The 16,875-nt window shown below is 53.4% G+C and carries 15 protein-coding genes; 10 read left to right on the forward strand and 5 right to left on the reverse strand.

Translation table 11 applies throughout. The features are described 5' to 3' along the window. Position 1: 1 nt before the first annotated feature. Positions 2 to 727: a hypothetical protein gene (locus V0288_RS18725; RefSeq protein WP_332866678.1), complete on the forward strand. Its 726-nt coding sequence runs from the start codon at positions 2 to 4 to the stop codon at positions 725 to 727. Positions 728 to 749: 22 nt separating this feature from the next. On the opposite strand, the gene V0288_RS18730 is transcribed toward V0288_RS18725, so the two are convergent. Further along, entirely contained in the window at positions 750 to 1,565 is an 816-nt protein-coding gene (locus V0288_RS18730; protein ID WP_332866679.1) for an AIM24 family protein, read from the reverse strand. 173 nt (positions 1,566 to 1,738) lie between these two features. Here V0288_RS18730 and V0288_RS18735 point away from each other — a divergent pair, with 173 nt between their 5' ends. Then, positions 1,739 to 1,882, forward strand: a complete 144-nt coding sequence (locus tag V0288_RS18735) for a hypothetical protein (protein ID WP_332866680.1) — start codon at positions 1,739 to 1,741, stop codon at positions 1,880 to 1,882. A gap of 28 nt (positions 1,883 to 1,910) precedes the next feature. After that, positions 1,911 to 2,846, forward strand: a complete 936-nt coding sequence (locus V0288_RS18740; RefSeq protein ID WP_332866681.1) for an NAD-dependent epimerase/dehydratase family protein — start codon at positions 1,911 to 1,913, stop codon at positions 2,844 to 2,846. Positions 2,847 to 2,850: 4 nt separating this feature from the next. Here the strand turns inward: V0288_RS18740 and V0288_RS18745 are convergent, their stop codons facing one another. After that, the gene (locus tag V0288_RS18745; RefSeq protein WP_332866683.1) at positions 2,851 to 3,063 is read right to left on the reverse strand and encodes a DUF2839 domain-containing protein; all 213 of its coding nucleotides are present in this window, start codon (positions 3,061 to 3,063) and stop codon (positions 2,851 to 2,853) included. Positions 3,064 to 3,352: 289 nt separating this feature from the next. Between V0288_RS18745 and V0288_RS18750 the strand changes: the two genes are divergently transcribed. From V0288_RS18750 to V0288_RS18760, 3 genes are all read left to right on the forward strand, one after another. After that, complete coding sequence (locus V0288_RS18750; protein WP_332866684.1) at positions 3,353 to 4,828, forward strand: ATP-binding response regulator; 1,476 nt, start codon at positions 3,353 to 3,355, stop codon at positions 4,826 to 4,828. Positions 4,829 to 5,125: 297 nt separating this feature from the next. Further along, the gene (locus V0288_RS18755) at positions 5,126 to 5,650 is read left to right on the forward strand and encodes a universal stress protein (protein WP_422662020.1); all 525 of its coding nucleotides are present in this window, start codon (positions 5,126 to 5,128) and stop codon (positions 5,648 to 5,650) included. A gap of 53 nt (positions 5,651 to 5,703) precedes the next feature. Beyond that, positions 5,704 to 6,576, forward strand: coding sequence for an alpha/beta fold hydrolase (locus V0288_RS18760; protein WP_332866686.1), 873 nt, complete (start codon positions 5,704 to 5,706; stop codon positions 6,574 to 6,576). Here the strand turns inward: V0288_RS18760 and V0288_RS18765 are convergent. Then, positions 6,573 to 8,150 (reverse strand): NYN domain-containing protein, encoded by a 1,578-nt coding sequence (locus tag V0288_RS18765; RefSeq protein WP_332866687.1) that lies wholly within the window; start codon positions 8,148 to 8,150, stop codon positions 6,573 to 6,575. The two genes, V0288_RS18760 and V0288_RS18765, sit on opposite strands and share 4 nt — an antisense overlap. Positions 8,151 to 8,367: 217 nt before the next feature. Here V0288_RS18765 and V0288_RS18770 point away from each other — a divergent pair, with 217 nt between their 5' ends. The 3 genes from V0288_RS18770 (at position 8,368) to V0288_RS18780 (ending at position 11,953) form a co-directional block, all read left to right on the forward strand. Beyond that, positions 8,368 to 9,873 carry a UbiD family decarboxylase gene (locus V0288_RS18770; RefSeq protein ID WP_332866688.1) on the forward strand — a complete coding sequence of 502 codons (1,506 nt, stop codon included), beginning with the start codon at positions 8,368 to 8,370 and terminating at the stop codon, positions 9,871 to 9,873. Between the two features lie 186 nt (positions 9,874 to 10,059). After that, a complete protein-coding gene (gene psbM, locus V0288_RS18775) occupies positions 10,060 to 10,167 on the forward strand; it encodes a photosystem II reaction center protein PsbM (protein WP_332866689.1) in 108 nt (35 codons plus the stop codon). 328 nt (positions 10,168 to 10,495) lie between these two features. Continuing rightward, positions 10,496 to 11,953, forward strand: a complete 1,458-nt coding sequence (locus V0288_RS18780; protein WP_332866690.1) for an arylsulfatase B — start codon at positions 10,496 to 10,498, stop codon at positions 11,951 to 11,953. 70 nt (positions 11,954 to 12,023) lie between these two features. On the opposite strand, the gene argJ is transcribed toward V0288_RS18780, so the two are convergent. Beyond that, positions 12,024 to 13,265: a bifunctional ornithine acetyltransferase/N-acetylglutamate synthase gene (gene argJ, locus V0288_RS18785; protein ID WP_332866691.1), complete on the reverse strand. Its 1,242-nt coding sequence runs from the start codon at positions 13,263 to 13,265 to the stop codon at positions 12,024 to 12,026. Positions 13,266 to 13,387: 122 nt separating this feature from the next. Between argJ and V0288_RS18790 the strand changes: the two genes are divergently transcribed. Beyond that, positions 13,388 to 13,807 (forward strand): hypothetical protein, encoded by a 420-nt coding sequence (locus V0288_RS18790; protein WP_332866692.1) that lies wholly within the window; start codon positions 13,388 to 13,390, stop codon positions 13,805 to 13,807. Between the two features lie 53 nt (positions 13,808 to 13,860). Here the strand turns inward: V0288_RS18790 and secA are convergent, their stop codons facing one another. Next, complete coding sequence (gene secA / locus V0288_RS18795; RefSeq protein ID WP_332866693.1) at positions 13,861 to 16,665, reverse strand: preprotein translocase subunit SecA; 2,805 nt, start codon at positions 16,663 to 16,665, stop codon at positions 13,861 to 13,863. Between the last annotated feature and the right edge of the window lie 210 nt (positions 16,666 to 16,875).

Here is a 16,875-nt window from a genome sequence, read left to right on the forward strand (position 1 = left end):
TATGGTTAAACTAACCGCTCCCTTGCAGTATTCGATCGCCATTCTCGCGGGGGGGATCGTTCTCGTCGCGGGGGTTCGGGCGTGGAAAATCCCCAATGTCGTGATTTTTCCCGCGGCCGCTCTCGTTACTGTCGTCACCGCGATCGGTTTCAAAGCGATCGAACCCGATCCCGAAAAGTTAGCCCGCGAGGAAATCGATCGGGAATTAAGAAACCTCAAGGTTTCCGGTCAGGAGTTAGCGCTCAGAGCGGGATTCGTCCGACAGGAAGCCCGTCAAATTTTAAGCCGCGAGGTCGAGTATCAAAAATTGTTCGCCCGGATCGAAAAAACCTGTGAACCGTTCGCCGAAATCGTGCCGAAGATAGAGGAATTCGGTCGTCAGATCCCCCGGAAAAACGCGAGAGTATGCCTCGCCGAACTCAAAAAAGAGTTAGATTCGGCCCGCGATCTCGTCTCTTCGAGTCGCGGGAGCGCCCGTCAACAAGCCGAGGAATTCGTGACCGCGTTAGAGAAAAATTTAGAACTGGCGAAAACGGGAAACTCGGTAACTCTGGCCAAACTGTTACAATTACAGGCGATCGTTCAAGACGCGACGGAACTTCTCCAGGACGTGCAGAACAAAGTCCGAACGATCCGCCGTCGCGGGGTCGATCGAGTGGCGGAGATCGGCGAATTACGCGAGCGATTACAGGGGATTTCCCGTATTTTAGAGATTTTAATCCGGTGAAATATCCCGACCCGATCGCTCTCTAGAGCGAACCCGGCCCCGCGGGGGAACCGAACATCTTCTGATACACCGGTTGTGTCGGCGCGATCCACACCCGTCCCGTTCCCCGGAAAGTTTGCAGAAGCCCCTCGCCACTGGTGATCGCGCCGACGATCGAGGTGGAAGCCTTTTCCACGTTAAAGTGAACCCCCTCCGTCCGCAACAGGGCGAAAGTGCCGTCCACTTGCAGGGTTTCGTTATCGAGCGTCATTTCGAGAATCTCGCGCGGGGGTACGGGGATTTTAAAAACGACGAGACCCGTCCCGCTCACCTTGGTCTGATAGCGTCCCTCGCCCCCGGCCACTCTCGCCGAAAAGCTCTCGACCTTGTGCGCGTCGATTTTCAGCGAGTCCTCACAACAGAAAAATAGCCCCTGATCCGCGTACAGGGTTTCCCCGTTCAGTTGTCTCAACCAATAATGTCCGAAGGTCGGTTCTAGATACAATTCCCCTGTCCCCCGATACAGGGGTTTGAAAATCGTTTCTCCCGTTCGGGCCGCGGCGAGCGCGCCTTTCATCAGGCCGCCCCATCCCTCGCCCGCGCCCGTCGAACTCTCCATCTCGATCCGTCCCTTGAGGAATTGAAGCGCCCCCGGTTCGGTTCGTACCGCGTCCCGGTTCAGACGGACGCGAAGCTGACGGAGACGCATTCCCGCTCGATCGATCGTGTAAATCTGTTCCGCGACCCTCCACGATTCACTACCCCCGAGGGATTCGTATTCCAGTATCTCGAAAATCGTCCCGCCTCTGGTAACGCTCTCGACCACCGTGAAGGGAAAGGAAGGATTCGGGGTATTCATAGATCTCTTGCAGAATTCAAAAATTGTCGTGTGGTTAGGGAGTCAGGAGTCAGGAGTCAGGAGGAATAATCAAGAATATTATACCTAAAATTTTTAGTAAAAACCTATTTATGTTGTAAAATCCCATTTTTTGAGGTTTTTATAGCCTCAAAACGAATTGTGCGAGAGGTCTCATGACGGTGAATCGTGAAAATGGCTATATCGATCTTACCGAAGAGAGTTCTGACGATACCTTGATTCTCGGATTCTCGGAAAAAATCGCCCCGGACCGATCGAACCGGAGCGACCGTTCCCCGAGATCCCCCGGTCACGGATAATAATCCTCGGTACCCACGCGAGAAATGTATGAAAATCTTAATCATGGGAGGCACCCGCTTTATCGGGGTGAATCTAACGCGAGTTTTAATCGAGCGCGGCCACGAGGTCGTTCTTTTCAACCGCGGCAATAAACCCGCGCCGATCGAGGGAATCCGCCAGATCCACGGCGATCGAACCGATCCGGAGCAACTTAAAGAAAAGCTAAAAAACGAGACCTTCGACGCGGTTTTCGATAATAATGGACGCGAATTAAGTGATACTCAACCCCTCGTCGAGATTTTTAAAGACAGAATCCAGCATTTCGTCTACGTTAGCTCGGCGGGGGTTTATTTAAAATCCGACCTCATGCCCCATATCGAGGGAGATCCGATCGATCCCAAAAGCCGCCACAAGGGAAAACACGAGACGGAAACCTATCTCGCGGCCGCCGGCATTCCCTGGACATCGATCCGTCCCGTCTACATCTACGGGCCCGGCAACTATAACGATCTCGAAGCCTGGTTTTTCGATCGCCTCGTCCGCGATCGTCCCCTACCCGTCCCCGGAAACGGTCTCCACTTCACCGGATTCGGTCACGTCCTCGATCTGGCCGAGGCGATGGCCGCGGTTTTAGGGAACGATCGGGCGATCGGACAGATCTATAATATCTCCGGCGATCGCTACGTCACCTTTAACGGGTTAGCCAGAGCCTGCGCGGCCGCGATGGGCAAAGATCCCGAAAAAATCGAGATCGTCAACTACGACCCCAAAAAATTCGACTTCGGGAAACAGAAACCCTTCCCCCTGCGGGTGCAACACTTTTTCGCCGACATTCACAAGGCGATCGATCACCTGAACTGGAAACCCCGATACGACCTGGTATCGGGGCTAAAAGACTCTTTCGAGAACGATTATCTGGCCGGCGGTCGCCGGGAGAAAGAAATCGACCTCTCGATCGACGATACTATCCTCGCCGGGCGCTAGAAAATTACTGCACCCCCCACCAACCGAAAGCGGGGCCGACGAAACGGATCACCACCCAAACCGCCGCCAGAGCGCCGATCCCGATCCAGGCCCCCTTGGTGGTCACTTGATAGGCTTGTTCCGCTTGTTTTTTCGTGACCGGCAACCAGGATACGATTCTCTCGTCCTGTCCGTACTTATCGCCGAGGGCGGTTTTCCGACGTTTTGACTCTCCCATAACACTCGATGATCGCTATATATTAATTTAATTATATCGATAAATATCTTTTTTCGGAATAACGGGAGTGCCGGAAAAAACCCCGCGAGTTTTTTTTTCCAAAAGGGAAAATATCTATATAATAATGTCCATAAGCGGTGAGGAATGGAAAGTGCCGATCGCTCTATAGCGATCGTTTCCCCGACAAGGGGAGGGTGGGGGGAGAGAAAATCGAACCGTTGTTTCGCGAAAAACAGCTTAGAAAACGATACTCTTTAGAAAAATCGCCCGATCGAACGGCGATCGTCCCATGAAACCTATTACAATCTTAATTGTAGAAGATGAGTTAATTGTCGCCCACAGTCTTCGGGAAGCGTTACAGGACGATGGATACGAGGTCTTGAGCGTGGTAGATTCCGCCCCGGCCGCCACGCGAGCGCTAGAACAGACGAAACCCGATCTCGTGTTACTAGATATCACGTTAAAAGGTCCGATCGACGGGATCTCGCTCGGTCAAGAAATTCAACAGCGATATGGGATACCGATCGTCTATCTAACCGCGTACAGCGATCCGGAAACTCTAGAGCGAGCCAAAAAAACCAACCCTTACGGTTATCTTCTCAAACCCTATCGAGTCCAAGAATTAAAAGTGACGATCGAGATCGCCTTACACCGGTATCGCGAGGAGCGCGACGAGCGAAAACATTTACAAGAGGAAGCGACGATCGCCCGCAAGCTCAAGCAAGAATTCCTCACCAATATTAAACACGAAATCCGCACCCCGATGAACGCGATCCAGGGGTTCTGTCAACTTTTGCAGTACGAGATCCAGGAGGAACCCTCGCGTTCCTACATCGTCTCGATTTTAGAAAGTGGTAACGTTCTCATGAAGACCCTAGAAGATATTATCGAATTATCCAGGCTCGAATCCGGAGATATGGAGCGTTCCTTCCAGTGTTTCGATCCCCGAAGTTTGTTGAGCGAGGTGGGACAGATGGCTTCCGCGAAAGCTAGGGAAAAAAATATCGCCCTAGTCACCGCGATCTCCCCCGATCTACCCCCGCTGATCTTCGATGAACTCGCCCTCAAACGGATTCTCTCGAAACTGCTCGATAACGCGATCAAATTTACCGAGCGGGGAAGGGTGACGATCGAGGCCGACTGCCGGGCGGTCGAACCCGAGCGGGCGATCGAGTTGACGATTAGCGTCCGGGATACCGGGATCGGCATCGCCGAGAGCGATCGGGCGCGGGTTTTCGAGCCGTTCTCCCAGGCCGATAGCGGTTTAACCCGTCACCACGGGGGGATCGGCTGTGGTTTGGCGATCGCCCGAGGATTGACCGAGTATTTAGGGGGTAGATTGGAACTCGAAAGCGAGGAAGGCGAAGGAAGCCTATTCCGACTCGTTTTCCCCCGCGTCGAGATCGTCAAAGATAACGAATGGATCGATCGACTCCTCGCTATCCCCACTTTCGTACCGACCCGAACCACAACCCCGCATCTAACCGTCGTCCGCGACCTCCCCGCGCCGGAGATCGAACTCCTCGAACATTTACGCGTCCGAGAGCGAGAGATCTGGCCGAAAATCACCGATACCGCTATCGTTGGCGAAATACGAGAATTCGCTAGAGAATTACAACGATTAGGGCGAGAATATCACTATTTACCCCTACAGGAATACGCCGATCTCCTCCTGAAACAATCGCTCGAATTCGATCTAGAAGTCGTGAAAACCCTCGCCGCCTTCCCCGATATCACCTGCGCCCTAGCCCGAGAATTCGAGTGAAAAGCGGTCAGCTTCAATCTATTTCCAGCTAAAACCTGATAAATTTAGCCCCGTAGGGTGGATTACGCTTCGCTAATCCACCCTATCTTTTCATAAACCGCCAAAAAGCGCGAAAAACCCGATCGCTCCCGAAAAAACCGAAATCTAACCCTTTATATCGATCGCCCCGACAGAAAAAAGCGATACCCCTCGTTTCCCGACCCCCCCCCGCGTCATCTGTCTGTAGTAAACGCTACCGTTTTGTTAAATATGTCATAATAGAAGTATAAGAATTCATTAGCGCGAGGAGGGGCTATGATAAAGAATACCGAACTATTAGAACGGGTGAACCAAGACGGCATCACCTGCCAAAAAATCCTCGTCGCCGTCGATTATGAAGACATCACCCCGGAAATCTTCGATACCGGGCTAAGACTGGCGAAAAACTACGGCAGTGAAATTCGCGTGTTCTACAGCCTGCAAAAACCGCTGATTCCCTACTCGAATACCTTTATTTACGGGAATTTAAGCGGTTACGGCGGGGTATATTCCCCCGAAATGATGGAAATCGAACAGCAACTCACCGAAGAAGTACAAAATCAACTGCAAACCTGGCTCGATGGATTCGTCCGACGCTCTCGCGAGGAAGGGATTCGCGCGACAGCCGACTATCATATCGGGGAACCCGGAGAGGCCATCTGTCGGGTTGCCGAAGATTGGGGCGCGGATCTCATCGTCATCGGCCGCCACGCGCGGGGGGGCATTTCCGAGCTACTGTTAGGGAGTGTGAGCAATTACGTCATCCATCACGCGAAGTGTTCCGTTCTCGTGGTCAAACCGTAAAATAGGGTAGAGACGTTCCGCTAACGTCTCCCCACCGTAGCGTAAAAATCTTCATGACCTTACTAACCTCGGAACAGCGCGAGGGTTTCCTCACCACCAACGGCATCCGACTCCACTACGTCAGTCAGGGACAGGGGAAACTGATGTTATTCCTCCACGGTTTCCCCGAATTCTGGTATTCTTGGCGGCATCAATTACCGGAATTCGCTAAAGATTATCACGCGGTCGCGATCGATCTCCGCGGCTACAACGACAGCGATAAACCTCCATCGCGGGACGCGTATAGTATGGAGGAATTCGTCAAAGATATCGACGGCGCGATCACCGGTCTGGGTTATGAAGATTGTATCCTGGTCGCGCACGATTGGGGAGGGGCGATCGCCTGGGTTTTCGCCTACGAGTATCCCCACCGCGTCGAGAAATTAATCGTCTTAAATATTCCCCATCCCGCTAAATTCCTCAAGGGATTGTTCACCTCCCCGCAAATTTTCCGAAGCTGGTATATCTTCTTTTTCCAACTTCCCCTACTCCCCGAATTATGGTTAAAAAAGAATAACTACCGGACGATCGCGAATATTTTTTCCGAAATGGCGATCGATAAATCCGCCTTTTCTCCCGAAGATCTGGAAGCCTATAAAAACGCGGCGGCTAAAGAGGGAGCGTTAACGGCGATGGTTAATTACTATCGCGGGATTTTCTCGAAATTTCCCTCTAGTAGCCAGATCCCGACCGAGAAGTTAGACATACCCACGCTGATGATCTGGGGAGAAGAGGACACGGCATTAGGAAAAGAGTTAACCTACGGAACCGAGGAATACGTGCGGGATTTTACCGTGAAATATATTCCCGACTGTAGCCACTGGGTACAACAGGAACGGCCGGATTTAGTCAATCAATATATTCGCGAGTTTTTGGCGAGAGATTAGGATGGATTTTCCCGTAGACCGACAAAATAGTTATTGTCTACTTTCGTCAATTGTAATCCGTCGATCGATTGAAATGCTTTCGTTAAATTTTTCCCCATTCCTAATTGACTCATCATTTTCGTGACGGGAACATTATATTGTTCCCGGAAATAAGCGCCGACGTTGCCGATATTAATCGAGGGTCGATCGGATTTTTCCAGTAATTCCCTCGTCAGTCGATCGACAATTTCTAAAAATTGTTCTTTCGTAGAAATAATCGGATCGCTCGAACCCGAATCTTCCCGACAACTAACCTGATAGGTATTGCCGATTTTAGTAATTTCCAATCTCTCGAAGTTTTTCAGCGCTTTCGGTAAATGTTTTCCCAGCCCTAACTGTTCGGTCACTTGTTTCAGTTGGATCGCGTGGGTTTGATAGAATTTACTGGCGATATCGGCTACCGTCGAGGGTTTAGTGGGATTTTTCCGAGTCGTTTCCTCGATGAACCCGCGAATAAAATCCTCGCAATCTTGTTTAGAAAATCGAGATACCGAGGGGAGAGCTTCCGTGGATTCGGCGGGAGCAAAATCGAATAAAGAAATATAAATTTCCGACTCCTCGCTCACTTGATGGATGACGAAATCCTGTTTGCGATCGAGGAAAATATCCCGCGCTCTTTTTCCGGGGAGATGGCGCGAGATCACCTGCGAGAGCGTGATCCCGTGTTTCTCTCGAAATACCGCGGAAAGTCGGGCGAGCGGCATCCAAAATGAATTAGAATCTTCCCGCTCTTTTTGAACGATTTCTTTAAGAGAAGAGATAGAATCTTCTAGAGAAAGTACGCTTTCCGCGGTCACGAGAGAATATTTTCGATCGCTAGAACTATTCCCATCACTAACCACCAGATCGTTATCCCGTCGGAAAACCCGATAGACTTTTAACCCGTGACTTAAGAGACTATTCGCCAGATGATCGAGATCTCGATCGGACGAACAAACGAAAACCTCTTTAATCCGCGGGTATTGAATGGCGATCGATAACCCGAACGAGGTCATTTTTAAATCCGTATTATTCTTATCCGGGGGAACGTGAATCAGATGATAACCGCGTTGGTGAAAATCCAGATCCTTTTTTCCCAACCCTCGCCAGTTAGCGAACGCGTATTTCCCCCGGATCGGATAGGGAGAAGTTTCCGCGACAAATCTTTCTAACTTTTCCTCCAGAAACAGATTCTCCGCGTCGAGCAGGATCATCGAGGAATAATTTAAGAACGGATACTGTAAAATCTCGTGAACGCTCGTGATCAACCGAACGTAATACGGCGAGGTAAAAAACTCGCTTTCCAAACCACTCGTCAACATCGGCAGTAAACGGTTTACTGTCTCGTTCGTCCCCGTCGGCATTCCGATTTTCTCGATCGACCACGCGATAAATCTCTCCCGGAACTCTTCCTTTTCCCAGGGTTGATTTTTCAGCTTTTCGGACATCCATCGCGGGTAATGCCGATAAACCGATAAAAGGCACTGATAGATAGTAGAAGCGATCGAACGACGCGAGAATTCCCAATCCGGGATCGAAGGAAGATCGGTAGTCATACAGCGAGCGAGAGCGGTAAAAGCGGGGGATCGATCGAGATTATACGTTTAAACTTCCCGAAACCCTATCCGAATCTAACATCCCGAGGAGGCAGGAGTCAGGAGGCGGGAGGAAAGTCCGGACTCCCACCGAATACTTTTCCCGTGGAAAGGGGAGGCTTCCGATGGGTGTCGATCGCCGATAATAGAGACAGCGATTCATTTACATTTCTTCATCATGGCCAGAGACTTACGGGGATTCATCCAACTCCTGGAGGAACGGGGACAACTGCGACGTATCAAGGCTTTAGTCGATCCGGATCTGGAAATCGCCGAAATTTCCAACCGGATGCTACAGGTCGGCGGCCCCGCGTTACTGTTCGAGAATGTCAAAGGGGCCGAATTTCCCGTCGCGGTGAATTTGATGGGAACGGTAGAGCGGATCTGTTGGGCGATGAACCGGGAAAAACCCGAAGAACTAGAAGATCTCGGCAAAAAACTCGCTCTCCTGCAACAACCCAAACCGCCGAAGAAAATAGCTCAAGCGATCGACTTCGGAAAAGTTCTCTTCGATGTTCTCAAGGCCAAACCGAATCGCGACTTTTTCCCACCCTGCCATCAGGTCATTATCGAGGGAGAGAACCTAGATTTAAACAAAATCCCGATGATCCGTCCCTATCCCAACGACGCGGGCAAAATTATCACGTTAGGGCTAGTGATCACGAAAGATTGCGAGACCGGAACGCCGAACGTGGGAGTATACCGTCTCCAACTACAGTCGAAAAATACCATGACCGTTCACTGGTTATCGGTGCGCGGGGGGGCGAGACACCTGCGAAAAGCGGCACAGCAGGGCAAAAAACTAGAGATAGCGATCGCTTTAGGGGTCGATCCCCTCATTATCATGGCCGCGGCGACTCCTATTCCCGTGGATCTCTCCGAATGGCTATTCGCCGGTCTCTACGGGGGATCGGGAGTGCGGTTAGCCAAATGTAAAACCCTCGATCTCGAAGTCCCCGCGGACTCGGAAATCGTGTTAGAAGGAACCATTACCCCCGGCGAGATGTTACCGGACGGCCCATTCGGCGATCACATGGGCTATTACGGCGGAGTGGAGGATTCCCCGCTCATCCGTTTCCACTGCATGACACACCGCGAAAATCCGATCTATCTGACCACTTTTAGCGGTCGTCCCCCGAAAGAAGAGGCGATGATGGCGATCGCTCTCAATCGCATCTACACGCCGATCCTACGGCAACAGGTACAGGAAATCACCGATTTCTTCCTTCCGATGGAGGCGCTGAGTTATAAAGCGGCCATTATCTCGATCGATAAAGCCTATCCCGGCCAGGCGCGACGGGCGGCCCTAGCCTTTTGGAGCGCGTTACCCCAATTCACCTACACCAAATTCGTCATCGTCGTCGATAAGGATATCAATATCCGCGATCCCCGTCAGGTGGTATGGGCGCTGAGTTCCAAAGTAGACCCCTCGCGGGACGTGTTTATCCTGCCGGAAACGCCCTTCGATACCCTCGATTTCGCCAGCGAGAAAATCGGCCTGGGGGGACGCATGGGCATCGACGCGACGACGAAAATCCCTCCCGAAACCGATCACGAGTGGGGAGAGCCGCTAGAGTCCGATCCCGATGTGGCCGCGATGGTCGCCCGACGCTGGGCCGAATACGGGTTAGTCGATATCGATCTCCAAGAGGTCGATCCCAATAAGTTCGGCTACGAGATGTAGATGGGAGAATCGGGGCGATCGAGAACGGTAGCAAGAGCGATCCTTATCTCGATCGAAATAAGCCCTCGAATTTCCGCGAAACCCCCGTCGGGGAAGTCCCGCCCACACTCGATCGCTCGCCGGTTTCGCCGGGTGATATTCTAAAAAATGGTATTATCCGTACAACCGTGTCAGAGGTCGCCGATCATGCAAGTAAACAACCTGGGATTTATCGCGAGTATTCTTTTCGTTTTGGTTCCGACCGTCTTTCTGCTCATTCTGTACATCCAAACCCGCGGAGAGGCCGAAAGTTAACTCGCCCCTTTCTTCTTGACAAAAATCCCCGATCGACCATTCCGGACGATCGGGGATTTCGCGTTGTAGCCGTCCGCTATTCACTCGTAACCGAGGGCGGTTCGGGATCGGCAAAGGAGGGAACCGGGTTCGGTTCATGTCATCCACGCTCCGATCGCCGATCGTCATCTACATCCGCGCCCGAATCCTCGTTCCGTCCGAATTCTTCGCGACACGAAACCAGAAAAAGGTGATGACGTGAATGATTGTAAACAATCGAGATTTCGGGCGAATTTCCGAACGGGCCGATTATAATCGGAACATCAACAAGCTTAAGGGTGAGCGAGACATGAAATTTCGCGCGGGTTCGATCGGATTATTAGCGGTTCTCCTGTTGGCCCTTTTTTCGATCGGTTTTCGAGGGGGGCCATTAGCGGTAGCCGAACAGCCACCTTCGCGCCCCCATATTGTCTACATAATGTCGGACGATCAGGGATGGAAAGATGTCGGGTTTCACGGCTCCGATATCGCGACCCCGAATCTCGATCGACTCGCCAGGGGCGGGGCCCGGCTCGAACAATATTACGCCCATTCTATGTGTACTCCATCGAGAGCGGCCCTGATGACCGGTCGGTATCCCTATCGCTACGGACTACAAACCTTAGTAATTCCCTCGGCGGGTAAGTACGGCCTCGCTACCGACGAGTGGTTGTTACCCCAAGCCTTAAAAGAAACGGGCTACCAAACGGCGATCGTCGGAAAATGGCACCTCGGACACGCGGACCCCAAATACTGGCCCCGACAGAGAGGCTTCGATTATCAATACGGTCCGCTTCTCGGCGAGATCGACTATTTCACCCATCAGGCGCACGGAAAAATCGATTGGTATCGAAATAACGAGTTGGTTCGCGAAGAGGGGTACGTGACTACGTTGCTCGGACAAGAGGCGGTGAAGCTCATTGAAAATCACGATCCGAAAACCCCGCTCTTTCTTTATCTAGCTTTTACCGCGCCCCACGCCCCCTATCAAGCGCCGCCAGAGTATCTCGATCGGTATGCCAAAATTAGCGATCCCAATCGTCGCGCCTACGCCGCCATGATTACAGCGATGGACGATCAGATCGGTCGGGTAATCGCGGCGTTAGATCGACGGGGGATGCGTGACAACACCCTCATCTTCTTCCAAAGCGACAACGGTGGACCCCGTTCCGCCCAGGTGACGGGCGAGGTCGATACTTCCGGGGGAACCATTCCCGCCGATAACGGGCCCTTCCGCGATGGAAAAGGCTCGCTCTACGAGGGGGGGAATCGGGTCGTCGCTCTCGCCAACTGGCCCGGACAGATCCCGGCCGGTTCGGTAGTCAACCAGCCGAGCCATATAGTCGATCTGTACCCGACCCTAACCGGTCTCGCCGGCGTATCGTCTAGTAAGAGTAAGCCGCTCGACGGAACGAACCTTTGGCCGGCCCTGAGCGATGGAAAGACCTCGAAGCGCGATGAGATCGTCTACAGTGTCGAGCCTTTTCGGGCCGCTCTCCGTCGGGGAGATTGGAAACTCGTCTGGCAAGTCACCCTACCGCCTCGCGTCGAACTCTTTAACCTATCGCGCGATCCTTCGGAAAAGACCGACCTCGCCGACCAACAACCGGATCTCGTATCCGAGTTGAAGCGACAGATCGAGTTACTGTCTCGTGATGCCGTCTCTCCACCCCTGTTTTTGAAAGAAGCGCTCGGCGCGGCCAAGAGCGTACTTTTTACCTCGGTTTCCACGCCCGAGGAAGCGGAGGAGGTCGAGAATCAGCCGTAACGGAATCTCGACAAATTTCAGGCTAGAGGTGGAAGAGATAATCATAATCGTCTCCCGCCTCCTGCCTCCTCTAAGTCGTGTATTCCGCGTTAATCTTGACGTAATCATAGCTGAGGTCGCACCCCCACGCGATACCCGTTCCCGATCCGTTGCCGATACAGACGGACATCAGGACGGTATCCTCTTGCAGGTACGCCCCGCTCGCGGCCGATTTTAGATAATTACTCGCCGCGGCCCGATCGAACGGTAACGGTTGTCCGTTTTCCATCATCACGAAATCGCCCAATTTAATCTGTAAATCCTCCTGATGGAAGATGACACCCGCGCGACCCGCGGCCGCCGCGATCCGTCCCCAGTTGGGATCGCGCCCGAAAACCGCCGATTTCACCAGAGAGGAGCCGGCGATCGTTTTGGCGATTTTCCGCGCCGACTCGTCATCGGCCGCGCCCGAAACCCGTACCTCGACGAGACAGGTAGCCCCCTCGCCATCGCGGGCGATCGATCTCGCCAGATACTGACACACCTCCGTCAGCATCGCCTCTAGTTTCTCCGCGTCCTTGCCGGGTTCGGTGATCGCCATCGTCCGCGATTGTCCGTTCGCGAGCGCGATCAGACTATCGTTGGTACTCGTGTCGCCGTCCACCGTGATCTGGTTAAAACTTTTATTCGCCGCCCGGCTTAACATACTCTGCCACAGATGCGTCGAAACCGCCGCGTCACAGGTAACGAACGAGAGCATCGTCGCCATATTCGGGTGAATCATCCCCGATCCCTTCGCGATGCCACCGATCCGAACCGGACGGCCGTCGATCGTCGTTTCCAGGGCGATCGATTTCGGCACGAGATCGGTGGTCATAATCGCCCGCGCGGCCGAGGCTCCCCCCTCTTCCGATAGTTCGCTCACCAACCGCGGAAGCGCGTTTTTCAGTTCCGTCATGCGAATTCGCTGGCCGATCACCCCCGTGGAGGCGATCAGGATAGAATCCGCGGGAATTTGCAAGATCTCGCCCAGAGATGCGGCGGTATCGAGGGTATCCTGCCAACCGGCTTCCCCGGTGGCGGCGTTGGCTTGTCCGGCGTTGCAGAGGATCGCGCGGGCGCTGGCTTTCGCCTGGAGGCGTTGACGGCAGTAATCGACGGGAGCGGCGCGCACTTGACTGGTGGTAAAAACGCCCGCCGCGATCGCGTCCGTATCCGAAACGATCAGGGCTAAATCGGGCGCGCCGGACGGTTTTAAACCGGCCGCCATTCCCGTGGCTTTAAATCCTTTCGGGGCCGTGATCCCCCCGTCTATTTCCTGCCAATCTGCCATGAGAGCGATTTTTCCTACTCGAATTTCGACCACCGATTATAGCAAGAATGCCGGGGAGGGGAGCCGAGCGTCGTGGAAGTCTACAATAGATGTAATATTTTGCAATCTAAACGCCAATTTTTATGGAACGCGGGTTATTGTGGTTGCCCCTGCTGATCCTGTTTATCGGTCTCGCCTGGAGCGGTTGGAACGAGTACCGGAAGGTGGAGATGTACCGACAGTGGGCGGAAGGGTTCGATCGGGCGAAATACGATATCTATTCGGTATTGGGTCAGAAAGAGCGATCGCTCACCTGGGGCAAACCCACCCGAAAAGGAGCGATCGATCTCCAGACAGTCTCTCTAGACGACGTGGAATCGGTGCGATTACTGGTGAACGATCGCCCCGTCGATCTCGATCCCGCGCCCGCGAGCGGTTCGACGGCTATAGAATTAATCCTCCGCGATCGATCGACCCGAAAAATCCCCTTCACCGAGATCGCCCTCGCGGGACAGTGGGCGAAATTCCTACAGGAATCGATCGCCGAAAATCGCGGGATCTAACGCGGGTAATTTTTCCCCGCGTCACCGAACTCCCGCGAAAATTCCCCCCGTTTTTAAACCGCTTGCGGCTGTCCCTGGGGTTGGAACTGGAAGAGAGAATAGACGACGTTACGACGGATATCGATCATCATCTCCAGGAACATTTCGTACCCTTCCTGTTTGTACTCGATCAGCGGATCTTTCTGTCCGTAACCGCGTAAACCCACCGATTCCCGGAGCGCTTCCATCGCCTGTAAATGTTCGCGCCAGAGGGTATCGATCTGTTGCAGGATAAAGAAACGTTCCGCGTCGCGCATCAGTCCGGGACGGATATTATCGACCTGACTTTCTTTAATCTCGTAGGCTTTGCGGACTTCCTCGTGCAAGAACATCTTCATCTCGCTGACGCTCATATCCTCCAGATCTTTTGCGGTAATATCCTCCAGAAGATAGATGAATTCTTGCGATTTACTCACCAATTTTTCTAGATCCCATTCTTCCGCGGGCAGTTCGGGATTGACGTAGGCATCGACGATTTCATCCATCGTTTTTTCCGCGTACTGGAGAACCTGTTCTTTGAGATCCATCCCTTCCAATACCCGGCGCCGTTCCGCGTAGATCGCCCGACGTTGGTTGTTCATCACCTCGTCGTACTCGAACACCTGTTTGCGCGCGTCGTAGTAGAAAGTTTCCACCTTTTTCTGCGCGCCTTCCAGGGAACGGGTGAGCATTCCCGACTCGATCGGCATATCCTCCTCGACCCGGAACGCGTCCATCAGTCCCGCCACCCGATCGCCGCCGAAAATTCTCAGCAGGTTATCCTCTAAACTGAGGAAAAACCGCGTCGAACCGGGGTCGCCCTGCCGGCCCGCGCGACCGCGTAACTGGTTATCGATCCGCCGGGATTCGTGGCGTTCCGTCCCGATCACGTGTAATCCGCCGCGATCGACCACTTCCTCGTGTTCTTTCCCCGTGAAGTTCTCGTAGGTCTGACGGATGAGTTTATACGCCTCCCGTAACTTCAGAACCGCGGGATCGTCGGTGGGCGCTTTTTCCGCCGCGATCGCGATCTTTTCCTCGGCTTCCAGTTCCGGTAAACTCTGGCTTCCGTAGCGATCGACGGCGAATTTCACCGCCTCTTTTAGCTGGTTTTCCACCTCTTTCGGTAACGCGGTCGGGAAAATCTCCGCGGACGCGCGCCAGTTTTTCTTTTTCTTGTCCTTACCGAAACCTTGGGGACGTTCTCGATCGCTGACCGCCGGCATATTGAACCCGAGATTATCCTCCTCCGGCATGACCACTTTCGGCATCAGGTACTCGCGGATCTTCAAACGCGCCATGTAATCGGAGTTCCCCCCGAGAATAATATCCGTTCCCCGTCCCGCCATGTTCGTGGCGATCGTGACCGCGCCCGCGCGTCCTGCCTGGGCGACGATTTCCGATTCCCGTTCCACGTTTTCCGGGCGCGCGTTGAGGAGATTATGGGGAATTTTTCGCTGTTGCAGAAGCGAGGAGAGTAGTTCCGATTTCTCCACGCTAGTCGTCCCCACCAGAACCGGACGACCGTTCTCGTGCATCTGCTGGCACTCTTCGGCAACCGCGTTCCATTTCGCCGCCTCGTTTTTGTAAACCACGTCGGCGAGGTCTTGACGGCGGGAGATCCGGTTCGTCGGGATAATCGTTACCTGTAGGTTATAGACCTTCTCTAGTTCCGTCTCCTCGGTTTTCGCCGTCCCCGTCATTCCCGAGAGTTTCGGGTAGAGGAGGAAAAAGTTCTGATAGGTAATGGTGGCGAGGGTTTGGGTTTCCTGTTGGATCTCGACCCTTTCTTTCGCCTCGATCGCCTGATGCAGTCCATCCCCCCAACGTCGTCCCGGCATCACCCGTCCGGTAAACTCATCGACGATCACCACCTCGCCGCCGCGGACGATATAGTTCACGTCTTTCAAATACAGTTCTTTCGCGCGAATGGCGTTGAAAATATAGTGCGCCCAGGGATTCTCCTGATCGTAGAGATCTGTTACGCCGAGTAATTCTTCCGCCTTTTTAAAACCGTCATCGGTCATCAACACCTGCCGGTCTTTCTCGTTGACCTCGTAATCGCCCGGGCCTTCTTCCTCCTGTTGTCTGACCAACTGCGCCGCGACCTGGGAGGCGAGAAGATATTTTTCCGTGGGTCGATCGACCGCGCCGGAGATAATCAGGGGAGTTCGCGCCTCATCGATGAGAATCGAGTCTACTTCGTCAATAACGCAGTAATTAAACGGTCTTTGCACCACTTCCCCCATCGTGGTGGCCATATTGTCGCGCAGGTAATCGAAACCGAGTTCGCCGTTCGTGGTGTAGGTGATATCGCAGGCGTAGTTTTTCTTTCTTTCCTCCGGCGACATTCCCGCCTGGATCAGTCCCACGCTTAACCCGAGAAATCGGTGTACCTGTCCCATCCACTCCGCGTCACGACGGGCTAGATAATCGTTCACGGTGACGACGTGAACGCCTTTGCCGGTTAACCCGTTGAGATACGAGGGAAGCGTCGCCACGAGGGTTTTTCCTTCCCCGGTCTTCATCTCGGCGATCTGCCCCTTGTGGAGTACCATCCCCCCGAGTAACTGCACGTCGAAATGGCGCATCCCCAACACCCGCACTCCCGCCTCGCGCACGATCGCGAAAGCTTCGGGGAGAATTTCGTCGAGGATTTCCTCTCTCTCGTCGTAACTTCTCGCCTTGTCCAGTTTTTCCCTAAATTCTTGAGTTTTTCGCTTTAGATCTTCGTCGGATAACTTTTTAATATCTTCTTCTAATAAATTGATTTCGGTGACGATCGGTTGAAATTTTTTAATTTTCCGAGCGTTGGGATCTCCGAGCAGGGCTTTCAACATGGCGGTTTTCCGATTCCAGGGCGATTCACGAGTGGCGATCGTGTCTATAGGTGTTACTAATTCTATCATCCCACCCGGCGAGGATGACGGCGTTCGGGAAGGGGGAGAGGGGGGAGATGGGGAGGTGGGGAGAGGGGGGGGTGGGGAGGGGGGGGAGATGGGGGAGAGGGGGACGGGAGGGATGGGGGGGTGATGGGGGGTATTGGGGAG

The sequence above is a fragment of the Pannus brasiliensis CCIBt3594 genome (assembly GCF_036688125.1).
In the GTDB taxonomy this organism is placed as follows: Bacteria; Cyanobacteriota; Cyanobacteriia; order Cyanobacteriales; family Microcystaceae; genus Pannus; species Pannus brasiliensis.